The following is a 14500-nucleotide window of genomic DNA, read 5'->3' as shown; positions in this document are numbered from 1 at the left end:
GGGATATAAAATTTGCCAACTAGGTATATCCGCCGCTTAGTGGCGGAAGTGACGGATGCCGGTGAAGACCATCGCGACATTATGCTCGTTGGCTGCGTCGATGACTTCCTGGTCGCGCATCGAGCCACCGGGCTGGATAACGGCCGTCGCACCCGCGGCGATCGCCGAGAGCAGGCCGTCGGCAAAGGGCAGGAAGGCTTCGGAAGCGACGGCGGAACCACGCGTCAACGGCTCGGCAAGCCCCATGGCCTTGGCCGCTTCCTCGGCCTTGATGGCGGCGATGCGGGCGGAATCGACGCGGCTCATCTGTCCTGCGCCAATGCCGGCCGTCTGGCCATCTTTGGCGTAAACGACGGCATTCGACTTCACATGCTTGGCGACACGGAAGGCGAATTTCATGTCTTCCAGCTCCTGCGCCGTCGGCGCACGCTTGGTGACGACCTTGAGGTCCATGTCCTCGACCAAAGCGTTGTCGCGGTTCTGGACAAGCAGGCCGCCGGAGACGGTCTTGGCGGTCAGCCCGGCGGCACGCGGATCGGGCAGGGCGCCGACCGAAAGCAGGCGAAGGTTCGGCTTGCGGGCGATGATCGCCTTGGCTTCCTCGCTGACCTCTGGCGCGATGATGACCTCGGTGAAGAGCTTGACGATCTCTTCGGCGGTCTCGGCATCGAGCAGGCTGTTGAGCGCAATGATGCCCCCGAAGGCCGAGACGGAATCGCAGGCGAGAGCCCGCTTATAGGCTTCCGCCAGGCTCGGGCCGGTGGCAACGCCACAAGGGTTGGCATGCTTGATAATCGCGCAGGCCGGACCCTTTTCCGGCAGGAACTCGGCAACGAGTTCATAGGCGGCATCGGTATCGTTGATGTTGTTGTAGGAAAGCTGCTTGCCCTGGATGAGCGTCGCCGTGGAAACGCCCGGGCGGTTTTCGCCGGTCACGTAGAAGGCCGCTTTCTGGTGCGGATTCTCGCCGTAGCGCATCTCCTCACGCAGGACCCCGCCGATGACGCGATGGCGCGGCGTGGCGATATCGAGCGCTTCGGCAAACCAATTGGAGATCATCGCGTCGTAAGCAGCGGTGCGGGCAAAGGCCTTTGCAGCCATACGCTTGCGGAAATCGTAGGTCGTTTGGCCGGCGTCGGCGGAAAGCTGCGCCAGCAGTTCGGCATAATCGGCGGGATCGGTGAGCGTTGTCACATAGGCATGGTTCTTCGCCGAAGCACGGATCATCGCCGGGCCGCCGATATCGATATTCTCCACCGTGGTCGGGTAATCGCCGCCAGCCTTGCGCACGTCTTCGAAGGGATAAAGGTTGATGACGGCAAGGTCGATGCCTTCGATCCCATGTTCCTTCATCGCAGCCTGATGCTCGGCGTCGTCACGGATGGCGAGCAGGCCGCCATGCACCTTCGGATGCAGCGTCTTGACGCGGCCGTCCATGATTTCGGGAAATCCCGTCACGTCCGACACGTCGGTCACGGCAAGGCCGGCCGCCGCGATCGCCTTATGCGTGCCGCCAGTCGACAGCAACCGCACGCCCTGTTCGCTGAGCGCGCGCGCCAGCTCGACGATGCCGGTCTTGTCGAAGACGGACAAAAGCGCTGTTTTCACTGTCACCTTGTCGGGAGCGGGAATTTTCTTGGAAACGACGGCCATGGGGGTTTCTCCGATCTAGCATGAGGAGACGAGATGTCCGGCGGAAGTGGCGCGGAACGGATAATGCCGCCCCGTTAGCATAGCTGACGCGCTTAGCCTATGGCCGATGGGATAAAAACCAGCGGATTTCCGGCTTTTCGGTGATCTTGAAAACGATCTCGAGCTGATCGGAAGAGCGCATGCCCGAGGGATCGGCGAAGAAGATATCCTCCGCGACAAGCACCTCATTGCCCGGGGAGGAGAAGACCCAGGTCTCCCCATCCGGCGCGATCAGCAGCGCGGAATCCGTTTCCGTCTGCAACAGGCTGATGGAAGGGTGTATATGGAAGCGCGCCGAGGCAATGCCTTCGCCCTTCGGCGGCTGTTTCCTGCCCTCTGGCACGAAGAGCCGGTCGCGGCCGGCGAGGATCGTGCCTGACGCATTGAGGCTGAGTTCACGCTCGTGAACATAGCCGAACACGGAGAGATAGCCGTCATGAGCCGCGCGAACATAATCGCGTCCGTCTTCGGTCTCGGCGCGCTCGACGATGACCTTCTTGACGCCACCGACCATGATCGGCCCCAGAGATTTCGATTTGGAAAACTGGGACGACGAGGTGTCGTTGAGCGTGACGGTCGAATGCGCCGCAGTCGCCCGCGCAACCTGCATGAAGCGATCGCCCGCAAACTCCGGCGAACCGGAATTGATGATGAAGCGCGTCTTGCCCGATGACATTTCGAAGGAAAGGCAGCCCGCATGCGCCGTGCGGCTGAGATCGGCCGAAGCAGCAGTTCCCACGTCGACGATGACGACGGCCGAACCGGCCGCCAACCGATGATATCGAGTGTGCGGCAGCGCCTTGAAAGCCTGTCCCGCCGTCTCGTCGTAGCGCAGCACCGACATCAGTTCATTGGCAAGCGTCGATGTGGCACCGTTGAACAGCGCCAGATCGCCATCCTGGTGGCGGAAAAAGCGCAACGCCGGATACATGCGGTCGATGCCGGGGATCAGCCGTATCGGCACGTCATGGCCGAGATTGACATAGGTCTGTCTCAGCGGCAGCAGATCGAGCAGCAGTTCCAGCGACGCGCGCGGATTGCGGGAGATATGACCGCCATCCTGCAAAATTTGACGGTCGATTTCGCGATCGAGTGCCTGGCCGGCACGCTTCAGCCTGAGCGCGCTGCTCGGCATGGCGACCGAGGACATGGCAAGCGCGATGCGGACGCGGAATCGGGTGACGCCGTCGGGCGACGACGACACGATCCGGTGCAGGAAGCGCACATGAAAGACAAGCATCCGCATGAAACGGCGATAGAAGCCGCTGTCGGTGCCGTGCAGCAGCACCGGCGAATGCGACAGAAGCGCAATCAGCCGCTGCGCTGCTATATCGGGCGACCAGGCGAGACCATGCAGCCGGCGGCCATGAACGGCAATCCAGTCGGTGAGGATCGAGCGCGCCATAGCCGAGGCTTGGTCGCTTTTCTCCGCCCGCAAATGCCGCAGCCAGCGAAAATTGTGCAGCCGGGCGGCGAAGGCCAGCGATGGCAATTCCAGCGAGAAGGGCGATGCTCCCTGTGTTTCCAGAACTCGCCCGGCAAGCAGGATGCGCCCATTCAGAAGTTCTTCGACAAAAAAGGGATCGACACTGCGCAGATCGGTCGGCGCCACGATCAGACGTTCCGGCACACGCATCGTGTGGCGGGTGAGACGCAATCGCGTCAACGCCGCGCGGCGCGACATCCGCCGCCATGCTTCCCGCATGTATGAACTCACAAAACCCTGCCGCAGACCTGCATATTTGCTTCTGCTTACTCTCATTATCCGTGGTTAAAAAGAGGTTACAAATATACCAATTAAGAACAGGTTACCGTGCTTTTAACCTGCTCGAGAAAGCTGTTGGAAACCGCGATTAATGCGTGCGCCGAAGCACCACGGCATAGAAGCCATCGAGTCCGGAAGCAAAACCTTGCGCCACCTGCAGCATATCCGGCGTCGTGCGGAAGGCGCCGAGTGGCGAGATCGCCACTTCCAGCCCCGGCCAGTCGCCCGTTACGATCGGCATGCGTTCGACATTGTCCTTGTCGGCTAACAAGCGCGCGACCAGATCCTCGCCCTCTTCGGGATCGAGCGAGCAATTGGAAAACACCACCAGGCCGCCCGGCTTGACCAGCGTCAAGGCATGGCGAAGCAGGCGCTCCTGCAGGGCCGCCAGCTTGGCTATATCCTCCGGCCCCTTGGTCCACAGCACGTCCGGATGACGGCGGGTCGTTCCCGTCGAAGAACAGGGCGCGTCAAGCAGAGCGGCATCGAACAGCGCGTCGGGCTGGTATTTGCTCATATCGGCAACGACAGTCTCGGCCTCAAAACCAAGGCGCGACAGATTGGCGGATAGCCGCTTCAGGCGATTGGCGGATTGATCGAGAGCCGTGACCTCGGCGCCGGCGAGAATGAGCTGAGCGGTCTTGCCGCCGGGTGCTGCGCAGAGATCCACCACCCGCTTGCCGGCGAGCGAACCGAAGAGCTTGGCCGGAATGCTGGCGGCGGCATCCTGAACCCACCACTCGCCCTCATCGAAACCTTCCAGCGAGGGAATGGAGCCTTCGAATGCGGCGAGCCGCACGCCGCCAGTCGGCAGCACGATACCGTTGAGACGATTCGCCCAGCCCTCGGCATCAGATTTCACCGTGAGATCGATAGCAGCCGGCTCGAGCTGCGTGTCTGAGATTCTAAGGGCGGCGGGAGCGCCATAGGCAGCTTCCAGACGGGCCAGGAACCAGTCCGGCATGGCCGGCACATTCGCGACACGCTCGAGAATCTCCTGCTTCTCACGGCCGATGCGGCGAAGAATGGCGTTGACGAGCTTGGCAAAGCGGCGGTTGCGGGGATCGCGGTTGGCCTGCTCGACGGCAAGATCGACGGCGGAATGATCCGGCACGTCGAGATAGAGGATCTGCGTCGCACCGACAACAAGCACATGATGCAGGGCACGGGCGCCTTCCGGCAGCGGCGAATCGAGCAGCGACGAGATTGCCGCCTCAATGCGCGGCAGGTGCCGCAGCGCGCTGTTCAAAATTGCGCGCACCAGCGCCCGGTCGCTATCACTGAGCGCGGTATAGGCGGCGCTGCCGCCTTCGGCGTCGAGCATGCCGTCGAGCGGCGTCTTGCGGTCGAGCACGGCTCCCAGGATCTTCGACGCCGCCGCGCGGGCCGCAAGGCCGGGCTTCGGCGGAGACGAATCGAGCGGCCGCGATTGCTGCGGCCGCTTGCCCGATCGTTTTCCATCTCGGTTGGAAGCGTTGTTTTTCGTGTCAGAACTCAAGACCAGGGACCCTTCGGCGGTTGCGAACCACCGCGACCCGTATTCGGCACGGAACGCGATTTGCGCCCCCGATTAGCAGTGAAGGACGGTCCCGTCGAGGCAAAGTCCGAAGATGGGCCTGAAGATGGCGTCATCGGCGGAGCGCTGCCGCCACCAGAACGGGCCATTTCACGCAGCGCGGCAATGCGGTTTTCCGTATTCGGATGTGTGGAAAACAGATTGTCCATGCGCTCGCCGGAGAGCGGATTGATGATGAACATATGCGCTGTCGCGGGATGACCTTCGGCCTCTTCATTCGGAATATGCTCCGCGCCGCGCGCGATCTTGCCGAGCGCAGAGGCGAGCCAGATCGGATTGCCGCAGATCTCCGCGCCGCGACGGTCGGCCGAATATTCGCGCGTCCGGCTGATCGCCATCTGCACCAGCATAGCAGCCAGAGGGGCGACGATCATCGCGACGAGAACGCCGACCATGCCAAGCGGATTGTTGTTGTCGCGCCGGCCGCCGAAGAAGAAGGCAAAGTTGCCAAGCATGGAAATGGCGCCGGCAAGCGTCGCCGTGATCGTCATGGTCAGCGTGTCGCGGTTTTGCACGTGGGCAAGCTCGTGCGCCATCACGCCGGCCACTTCCTCCGGCGTCAGCGCGTGCAACAGGCCGGTGGAGGCGGCAACGGCGGCGTTTTCCGGATTGCGGCCCGTCGCAAAAGCATTCGGCTGCGGGCTGTCGTAGAGATAGACCTTCGGCATCGGCAGCCCGGCATTGCGGGCGAGATCGCGCACGATGCGGTAGAATTCCGGGGCGCTGCGCTCATCTACCTCCTGGGCACCATAGGTTGCCAGTACCATGCGGTCCGAATTCCAGTAGGAAAAGAAATTCATGCCGGCGGCGACGACCAATGCGATCAACATGCCGGATTGACCGCCGATCAGATAGCCGACGCCCATGAACAGGGCGGTCATGAAGGCAAGCAGCATCGCGGTACGCATGAGATTCATCGAGAGGTCTCCAACACATCTGTCGTCCGAACCTTTTTCTTTGCGGCCGGACGCACTATGATTTGGCTATTCATCCGCTTAATTCAACGGTTCCGGGCCGATCAGACCATGCAGACAGCCGATAACGACAATAAACTCGACACCGAAACCGGTGAAATCACTCGCAAGCCGCTCTCGCCCGCCGCTAAGCGCGCGCTTGCCGAAGCCGAGGAACGCCGCCAGGCGCAGGAAGCTCAAGCACAGGCCCAACTACCCCCCGAAATCGGTGGCCGCGGCGGTGCCGACCCCGCCCGCTTCGGCGACTGGGAGATCAACGGTCGCGCGATCGATTTTTGAGATGGACATAGGTTAACCGTCATTCGATGAGAGAATAATGCCTGTAGGTTTCTCTCAAGGTCTGTCCTTTGATAGGAAGCGCGCAAACTGGAGCAGTACGGGCCGCCGCCCTTTGGCTTGGTGCGCGTGGTATCCGGCCGATGATAATGCAGTCGAAATTGCGCCCTCGCCGACTTGGTTCAAGCAAAAGCCAGTCGCGCCCAACGCACCAATGAAAAAGTCTACGGGTTCGCATCCCCTGGTGCTGCTGTCGCATGGGTCAGGCGGCCTTGCCATCGGACTGGAATGGCTCGGACACCGCTTGGCGCAGGCCGGCTTTGTGGCCTTGGGCCTCGACCATCACGGCCATACAGGTTCAGAACCATACAGAGCCGAGGGGTTTCTCTGTCTCTGGGAGCGAGCGGCCGATCTGACCGCCTTGCTCAATGCCGATGACTGGAGAGAGGTTTTGGGAGGGGTCGTCGAAGACCAGGCCTACGTGGCGGGCTTCTCCGCCGGCGCCTACACCGCGATGCTGCTCGTCGGCGCGCGCGTTGCCTATTCTCAGTTCGAGCCGGATAACCCTCGAAAGAGCCCGATACGAGGTCCGAAAGAATTCCCTGATTTGGCGGATTACATTCCTTCGCTTCTCCTCGACGGCATGTTCCTGGAATCATGGAATCGACGACGAGATAGCTTCAAGGATGACAGATTGAAAGCCGCTTTGGCGATCGCACCAGGTCGATCGGTTCTCGGCTTTGCCAGGGAAAGTCTCGAAGAAATAACAGCACCCGTTAAGATTATTGGCGGCGACGCCGATGTCATAGCCCCGGCTCACGAATGCTGCACATGGCTCCACAAAAATGTGCGCCCCAGCTCCCTTGAAATCATGAGCGGCGGAGTGGGCCACTATAGTTTTTTGCCGGAGCCCACACAGCGGGGCCTGGAGGCCTCACCAGCAATCTTTACCGACATTGCCGGCTTGGTGCGAGAAAACGTGCACAACCATGTCGCCCAAATGGCAATTGCTTTTTTCAGCACTGTGAGATGAGAAACTTAGGCGAGAGCCACGCTCCCGCCTAATATCGAATGGCCTAATGCCCCTGGCTCGACTTACGCCGCATCGGGCTTGTTCTGCCGGTTTGCGATGAGATCGTCGACGACGGCGGGGTCGGCGAGCGTCGAGGTATCGCCGAGTGCGCCGAAATCGTCCTCGGCGATCTTGCGCAGGATGCGGCGCATGATCTTGCCCGAGCGGGTTTTCGGCAGGCCGGGGGTGAACTGGATCTTGTCGGGCGAGGCGATCGGGCCGATTTCGGCGCGCACATGCTTCACCAGCTCCTGCCGCAGCGCATCCGAGCCTTCCTGGCCGACCATCAGCGTCACATAGCAATAGATGCCCTGGCCCTTGATAGAATGCGGATAGCCGACCACTGCCGCCTCCGACACGTGGCTGTGCGACACCAGCGCCGATTCCACCTCCGCCGTGCCGAGGCGATGGCCCGAGACGTTCAGCACGTCGTCGACGCGGCCGGTGATCCAGTAATAGCCGTCCTCGTCGCGGCGGCAGCCGTCGCCGGTGAAGTACTTGCCCTTGTAGGTGGAGAAGTAGGTCTGGATGAAGCGCTCATGGTCGCCATAGACCGTGCGCATCTGCCCCGGCCAGCTATCGGCAATGACGAGATTGCCGTCGGCGGCCCCTTCCAGCACATTGCCCTCATTGTCGACCAACTCCGGTTGCACGCCGAAGAAGGGCAGGGTGGCCGAGCCGGGCTTCAGGTCGGTCGCACCCGGAAGCGGCGTGATCATGTGGCCGCCGGTCTCCGTCTGCCACCAGGTATCGACGATCGGGCAGTGGCTGTCGCCGACCACCTTGTAATACCATTCCCAGGCTTCCGGATTGATCGGCTCGCCGACCGTGCCGAGGATGCGCAGGCTGGAGCGCGAGGCGCGCTTGACGAACTGATCGCCGGCCCCCATCAGCGAGCGGATCGCCGTCGGCGCGGTATAGAATATGTTGACCTTGTGCTTGTCGATGACATCCCAGAACCGGCCCTGGTCGGGATAGTTCGGCACGCCTTCGAACATCAGTGAGGTCGCGGCGTTGGCGAGCGGGCCGTAGACGATATAGGAATGGCCGGTCACCCAGCCGACATCGGCCGTGCACCAGTAGATATCGCCGGGGTGATAGTCGAACACATATTCATGCGTCATCGCCACATAGACGAGATAGCCGGCCGTCGTGTGCAGCACGCCCTTCGGCTTGCCGGTCGAGCCGGAGGTATAGAGAATGAACAGCGGATCTTCCGCCTTCATCTTTACCGGCGGGCAATCGGCCTTCACCCTGGCGATTTCCTCGTGGTACCAGAGATCGCGGCCGGGCTCCCAGGCAACCTTGCCGCCGGTGCGGCGCACCACCAGCACATTCTTGACCGCGACCTTCTGCTTGGCGGCAATCTTGATTGCCGTATCGGTATTGTCCTTCAGCGGGATCGACTTGCCGCCGCGGACGCCTTCGTCGCAGGTGATGACGAAGGTCGACTGGCAATCGACGATGCGGCCGGCGAGCGCTTCCGGCGAAAAGCCGCCGAAGACAACCGAATGCACCGCGCCGATGCGGGCGCAGGCCAGCATCGCGTAAGCCGCCTCCGGGATCATCGGCATGTAGATGGTGACGCGGTCACCCTTCTTGACGCCGTGCTTCTTCAACACATTCGCCAGCCGGCAGACCTGCTCGTAGAGCTCGTTATAGGTGATCTTCTTGTCGAGATAGGGATTGTCGCCCTCCCAGATGAAGGCGACGCGATCGCCGTGCTTCTTCAGATGCCGGTCGATGCAATTATAGGAAACATTGGTGACGCCGTCCTCGAACCACTTGATCGAGACCTTACCGGTGAACGACGTGTTCTTCACCTTGGTATAGGGCTTGAACCAGTCAATGCGCTTGCCGTGCTTGCCCCAGAACTTGTCGGGATCCTCGACGCTCTGCTCATACCATTTCCGGTACTTCGCCGCATCGATCAAAGCACGCGCCTTCACCGGCTTCGTCACCGGATGAACCTTCTCCGACATTCTCTCCTCCTCAATTCAGTTGGCACTCCAATTTGCAAATTCGAGTGCTCTTTCCGCGCAATCAATAGCAGGTCAAACTACGACAGCAATTGGACAAAGTGCATTTCATGCGCAAAGAATTGCAATTCCGCGACACTATCGCTATATAGGGCCGTATTTCCCGGACATTGAGGTGTTACACCCCGGACCGCGACACCGGCGCGGACTGACAGAAGGACTATATCCATGGCTCAACAATTGCTCATGCCGAAGGCAACCGCCATCTGGCTTGTCGACAATACAGCCTTGTCATTCGACCAGATCGCGCAATTCTGCAAGCTGCATCCGCTCGAAGTGAAGGCCATTGCCGATGGCGAAGCTGCACAGGGCATCAAGGGCCTCGACCCGATCTCGACCGGTCAGCTGACGCGCGATGAAATCGCCCGCGCCGAAGCCAACCCGAACCACAAGCTGAAGCTTTCCGAGCCGAAGGTCCGCGTGCCTGAATCCAAGCGCCGCGGCCCGCGCTACACGCCGGTTTCCAAGCGTCAGGATCGCCCGAACGCCATCCTCTGGCTGGTGCGAAACCATCCGGAACTGAAGGACGCGCAGATTTCTCGCCTGGTCGGCACCACCAAGTCGACCATCGAGCAGATTCGCGACCGCACCCATTGGAACTCTGCCAACCTGGCGCCGATGGACCCGGTCACCCTCGGCCTCTGCAGCCAGATCGACCTCGACATGGAAGTCGAAAAGGCCGCCAAGGGCCGTCCGCTGCCGACCGCCGCCGAACTCGGCGCAACCCTGCAGCCGGCCCAGGAAACCGAAAAGCTCGGCTTCAGCTATGAGCGTGAAGAAGAGAAGGAAAAGGAAATCGACGCCGACGCCGTTTTCGCCAAGCTGAAGTCGCTGAAGTCGACCAGCCGCGACGACGAGGACGACGATCAGTTCTAAGATCCGGCATAGCGGACCTTGTTACAAAGCCTCGGCCGAAACCGGGGCTTTTTTGTTGGCTTTTGTTAGCCGGAAGGTCCGGGCCATCCTTGCACTTCGAGGCTGCGCGCCTCGTGGTAAGGTGCGCAGGCTCCCGAGCCTGTCGAGGGGCCGAAGCCTCGCGAACCACGAGGGTGAGCGCGCGCCAAGGGCTTTCGGCACGCTTATTTTTGGCAGAATTTATCGCGCCCCGAAAATCGCAGAGCCGACGCGAACGCTGGTCGCGCCGAAGGCGACGGCGGTTTCGTAATCGCTCGACATGCCCATGGAGAGCTTTTCGACGCCGGCCTGCTTGGCCAGCTTTGCAAGCAGGGCAAAATGCGGGCCCGGATTTTCGTCTGCCGGCGGAATGCACATCAGGCCCTCGACCGAAAGACCGAGCTCCTTGCGGCAAAAATCGACGAAATCGGCCGTATCGTCGGGCGCGATACCCGCCTTTTGCGGTTCCAGCCCGGTATTGACCTGCACATAGAGGCGCAAAGTCTTGCCCTGCCGCTTCATTTCGTCGGCGATGGTGCGCGCGATCTTTTCCCGGTCGATCGTCTCGATGACATCGAACAGCGCCACGGCCTCCGCGGCCTTGTTCGATTGCAGCGGCCCGATCAGATGCAGCTCGATGTCAGGCGTTTCAGCCTTCAGCTCCGGCCATTTGCCCTGGCTTTCCTGCACGCGGTTCTCACCGAACACCCGCTGGCCGGCCGAAATCGCCGGGCGGATCTGATCGGCATCGAAAGTCTTGGAAACGGCAACGAGCTGCACGGAGCCGGTAGCTTTGCCGGCCTGACGCTCGGCAGCCGCGATATGGGAACGAACTTCGTTCAGGCGCTCTTGAAGTTCCATCTTTTCGCCTCGATATCTTCGCTTGCTTCTTAGACTTTGCAGTAATGAGGCAGGCGGGTTTTGCCAAGGGCGAATACGCCCGAATCCGGCTTTGCTTTGCAAGATAAGGCACTTGCTGCAACTGCTAAACTTGACGCTTGGGTAGTTTCGTGGTGAAGGTCACCCCCTAACTCCCCATGATTTTCCGGAATACAAGATCAGATGACGACCGAACGTTATAATCCGCGCGACGCCGAGCCCCGCTGGCAGCAGAAATGGAACGAAGACGAGGTCTTCGTGACCGACAATGATGATCCGCGCGAGAAATACTACGTTCTAGAGATGTTTCCTTATCCGTCGGGCCGCATCCATATGGGTCATGTGCGCAACTACGCCATGGGCGATGTCGTCGCCCGCTATAAGCGCGCCCGCGGCTACAACGTGCTGCACCCGATGGGCTGGGACGCCTTCGGGATGCCGGCGGAAAATGCCGCGCGCGACAACAAGGTGCATCCGAAAGAATGGACCTACCAGAACATCGCCTCGATGCGCACCCAGCTGAAGGCCATGGGCCTGTCGCTCGACTGGAGCCGCGAGTTCGCAACTTGTGATGTCGATTACTATCACCGTCAGCAGATGCTCTTCATCGACATGATGGAGAAAGGCCTGGTCTATCGCAAGAAGTCCAAGGTCAATTGGGACCCGGTCGACAATACCGTTCTCGCCAACGAGCAGGTCATCGACGGTCGCGGCTGGCGCTCCGGTGCGCTCGTGGAACAGCGCGAACTGACGCAATGGTTCTTCAAGATCACCGAATTCAGCCAGGAACTGCTTGATGCCCTGGACACGCTCGACCATTGGCCGGAAAAAGTGCGGTTGATGCAGAAGAATTGGATCGGCCGGTCGGAGGGCCTTACCGTTCGCTGGGAGATTGTGCCGGAAACCGCTCCCAATAGCGATCGCGAGATCACGGTCTATACGACGCGCCCGGACACGCTGTTCGGCGCGTCCTTCCTGGCGATCTCCGCCGACCACCCGCTGGCCAAGGAAGCGGCCGCCAAAGATCCTGCGATCGAGTCCTTCTGCGAGGAGTGCCGGCGCGCCGGCACCTCGCTGGCTGCCTTGGAAACGGCGGAAAAGAAGGGCATGGATACCGGTATTCGGGTTCGCCATCCCTTCGATCCATCCTGGGAATTGCCCGTCTACGTCGCCAATTTCGTGCTGATGGACTATGGCACGGGCGCCATTTTCGGCTGCCCGTCCGGCGACCAGCGCGACCTGGATTTTGCTCGCAAATACGGCCTGCCCGTTGTGCCTGTCGTCATGCCGCAGGATGGCGACGCCGCAAGTTTCAGTGTTGGCGACACCGCCTATGACGGCGATGGCGTCATGATTAATTCCCGTTTCCTCGACGGCCTGAGCACCGGGGAAGGCTTCGAGACGGTGGCGACGAAGCTCTCGGAAACGAGCCTCGGCAATGCGCCGCAAGCCGAACGCAAGGTGAATTTCCGCCTGCGTGATTGGGGCATTTCCCGCCAGCGCTACTGGGGCTGCCCGATCCCTGTCATTCATTGCGACGATTGCGGCGTGCTGCCCGTGCCGAAAAAGGACCTGCCGGTCAAGCTGCCCGACGACGTCACCTTCGACCAGCCGGGCAACCCACTCGACCGGCACGCCACCTGGCGGCATGTTGCCTGCCCGCAATGCGACAAGGATGCGCGCCGTGAAACCGATACGATGGATACTTTCGTCGATTCCAGCTGGTATTTCGCCCGCTTCACCGCGCCCTGGGAAAGCCAGCCGACGGATCAGAAGGCCGCCAACCACTGGCTGCCCGTCGACCAGTATATCGGCGGCATCGAGCACGCGATCCTGCATCTGCTTTATTCGCGCTTCTTCACCCGCGCCATGCGCGAGACCGGCCATCTCGACGTGAAGGAACCCTTCAAGGGCCTGTTCACGCAAGGGATGGTGGTGCACGAGACCTATAGCCGCGGTAGTGGTTTGACGCGCGAATGGGTGTCGCCGGCCGATATCCGCATCGAGGAGGTGGACGGTCAGCGCCGCGCCACCCTGCTGTCGAATGGCGAGGACATTGCCATCGGCTCGATTGAGAAGATGTCGAAGTCGAAGAAGAACGTCGTCGATCCCGATGACATCATCGCCTCCTATGGTGCCGATACCGCACGCTTCTTCGTGCTCTCCGATTCGCCGCCCGATCGCGATGTGATCTGGTCGGAAGCAGGCGTCGAAGGCGCGCATCGTTTCACGCAACGCATGTGGCGCCTGGTCTCCGAAGCGGCCGAAGCTCTGAAGATGGTCGAATCGACTCCGGCTAAGGAGGGCGATGCGCTGGCGATTTCGCAGATCGCCCATCGCACGCTGAAGGCGGTTCAAGGTGACTACGACAAGCTCGCCTTCAACAAGGCCGTGGCGCGCATCTATGAATTCGTCAATGCGCTGGCGGCACCGCTGAGCAGGGTCGCAACCGGCCAGGCCGATGTTTCTTATCGTTCGGCCGTTCGCGAAGCCGTCGAAATCCTGATTGCGCTCGTTGCACCGATTACGCCGCACCTGGCTGAAGAATGCTCGGCAGTGCTTGGCAACGTCAATATGATCGCTACCAGCGCGTGGCCTGCCTATGACGAAGTGCTCGTCATCGAGAACGAGATCGTCTATCCCGTTCAGGTCAACGGCAAGAAGCGCGCTGAATTGACAATCGCGCGCGATGCGGATCAGAATGCCGTGCAACAAGCCGTGCTCGCCCTGGATGCCGTTACGAGCGCATTGAATGGTCAGGCGCCAAAGAAGATCATCGTCGTTCCACAGAGGATCGTAAACATTGTCGTCTGATAGTTTTTTCAAGTTCGCCCGCATCGCCGGCGTCGCCTCTCTTGTGGCCGTTACCGGTCTTCTGTCCTCCTGCCAGGTTCGGCCGCTCTACGCCGTCAGCACGGGTGTTACGCAGAAACTTTCCGAAGTTGCCTTCTCCGACGCCAACTCACGCGTCGGCCTGCAGGTCCGCAATCAGCTGATCTTCATTGCAGGTCGAGGCGCCGGTGAAACGAAGACGCCGAAATATACCGTCGACCTCAGTGTCGCCTCGGGTACGGGAGGCGTTCTCTATCTGCCGTCGTCCAGTACGTCGGCAGCTGGTCGCACCACGGTGACTGCGTCCTTCACGCTGAAGGAAGCAGCTAGCGGAAAGGTGCTTAAATCCGGCAGCCGCTCGGTAACATCGCTCGTCGACTTCCCAACGCAGGAATTCGGCAAGCAGCGCGCGATCCGTGATTCGGAAGATCGGGCAGCCCGCGAAGTTGCCGAGATGGTGGCTGTCGACATCGCAGCCGCGCTCAGCCGCTGATAGAGAGC

General features: G+C 61.0%; 11 protein-coding genes. 5 read left to right on the top strand and 6 right to left on the bottom strand.

Annotation, left to right across the window (positions count from 1 at the left end):
* Nucleotides 1-36 precede the first annotated feature (36 nt).
* From purH to htpX, 4 genes are all read right to left on the bottom strand, one after another.
* Complete coding sequence (gene purH / locus HGP16_RS20900; protein ID WP_168841923.1) at nucleotides 37-1653, bottom strand: bifunctional phosphoribosylaminoimidazolecarboxamide formyltransferase/IMP cyclohydrolase; 1617 nt, start codon at nucleotides 1651-1653, stop codon at nucleotides 37-39.
* A gap of 97 nt (nucleotides 1654-1750) precedes the next feature.
* Nucleotides 1751-3397: a heparinase II/III family protein gene (locus HGP16_RS20895; RefSeq protein WP_246703533.1), complete on the bottom strand. Its 1647-nt coding sequence runs from the start codon at nucleotides 3395-3397 to the stop codon at nucleotides 1751-1753.
* Nucleotides 3398-3545: 148 nt separating this feature from the next.
* Nucleotides 3546-4955, bottom strand: a complete 1410-nt coding sequence (locus HGP16_RS20890; protein WP_168841921.1) for an RsmB/NOP family class I SAM-dependent RNA methyltransferase — start codon at nucleotides 4953-4955, stop codon at nucleotides 3546-3548.
* Nucleotides 4952-5950 (bottom strand): zinc metalloprotease HtpX, encoded by a 999-nt coding sequence (gene htpX / locus HGP16_RS20885; protein ID WP_168841920.1) that lies wholly within the window; start codon nucleotides 5948-5950, stop codon nucleotides 4952-4954. The genes HGP16_RS20890 and htpX overlap by 4 nt, the downstream gene beginning before the upstream one ends.
* Nucleotides 5951-6058: 108 nt before the next feature.
* Here htpX and HGP16_RS20880 point away from each other — a divergent pair, with 108 nt between their 5' ends.
* Together HGP16_RS20880 and HGP16_RS20875 are read left to right on the top strand one after the other, a co-directional pair.
* Entirely contained in the window at nucleotides 6059-6286 is a 228-nt protein-coding gene (locus HGP16_RS20880) for a DUF1674 domain-containing protein (protein ID WP_168842024.1), read from the top strand.
* A 37-nt stretch (nucleotides 6287-6323) separates the two neighbouring features.
* A complete protein-coding gene (locus tag HGP16_RS20875) occupies nucleotides 6324-7316 on the top strand; it encodes an alpha/beta hydrolase family protein (RefSeq protein WP_168841919.1) in 993 nt (330 codons plus the stop codon).
* Nucleotides 7317-7378: 62 nt separating this feature from the next.
* Here HGP16_RS20875 and acs read toward each other — a convergent pair whose 3' ends face one another.
* Nucleotides 7379-9337: an acetate--CoA ligase gene (gene acs, locus HGP16_RS20870; RefSeq protein ID WP_168841918.1), complete on the bottom strand. Its 1959-nt coding sequence runs from the start codon at nucleotides 9335-9337 to the stop codon at nucleotides 7379-7381.
* Between the two features lie 225 nt (nucleotides 9338-9562).
* Here acs and HGP16_RS20865 point away from each other — a divergent pair, with 225 nt between their 5' ends.
* Nucleotides 9563-10270 (top strand): DUF1013 domain-containing protein, encoded by a 708-nt coding sequence (locus tag HGP16_RS20865; protein ID WP_075853359.1) that lies wholly within the window; start codon nucleotides 9563-9565, stop codon nucleotides 10268-10270.
* Nucleotides 10271-10489: 219 nt separating this feature from the next.
* On the opposite strand, the gene HGP16_RS20860 is transcribed toward HGP16_RS20865, so the two are convergent.
* Nucleotides 10490-11149, bottom strand: a complete 660-nt coding sequence (locus HGP16_RS20860; protein ID WP_168841917.1) for a YggS family pyridoxal phosphate-dependent enzyme — start codon at nucleotides 11147-11149, stop codon at nucleotides 10490-10492.
* Nucleotides 11150-11350: 201 nt separating this feature from the next.
* On the opposite strand from HGP16_RS20860, the gene leuS reads away from it, so the two are divergent.
* The gene (gene leuS / locus HGP16_RS20855; RefSeq protein ID WP_168841916.1) at nucleotides 11351-13981 is read left to right on the top strand and encodes a leucine--tRNA ligase; all 2631 of its coding nucleotides are present in this window, start codon (nucleotides 11351-11353) and stop codon (nucleotides 13979-13981) included.
* On the top strand, nucleotides 13971-14492 hold the full coding sequence (gene lptE, locus HGP16_RS20850) for an LPS assembly lipoprotein LptE (protein WP_168841915.1): 522 nt from the start codon (nucleotides 13971-13973) through the stop codon (nucleotides 14490-14492). Before leuS ends, lptE begins: the two co-directional genes overlap by 11 nt.
* Nucleotides 14493-14500: the final 8 nt, after the last annotated feature.

It is taken from the genome of Rhizobium sp. P40RR-XXII (assembly GCF_012641405.1).
Taxonomy (GTDB): Bacteria; Pseudomonadota; Alphaproteobacteria; order Rhizobiales; family Rhizobiaceae; genus Rhizobium.
Note: the sequence above shows the minus strand (reverse complement) of the source record. Positions and strands in the feature narration are given on the sequence as shown.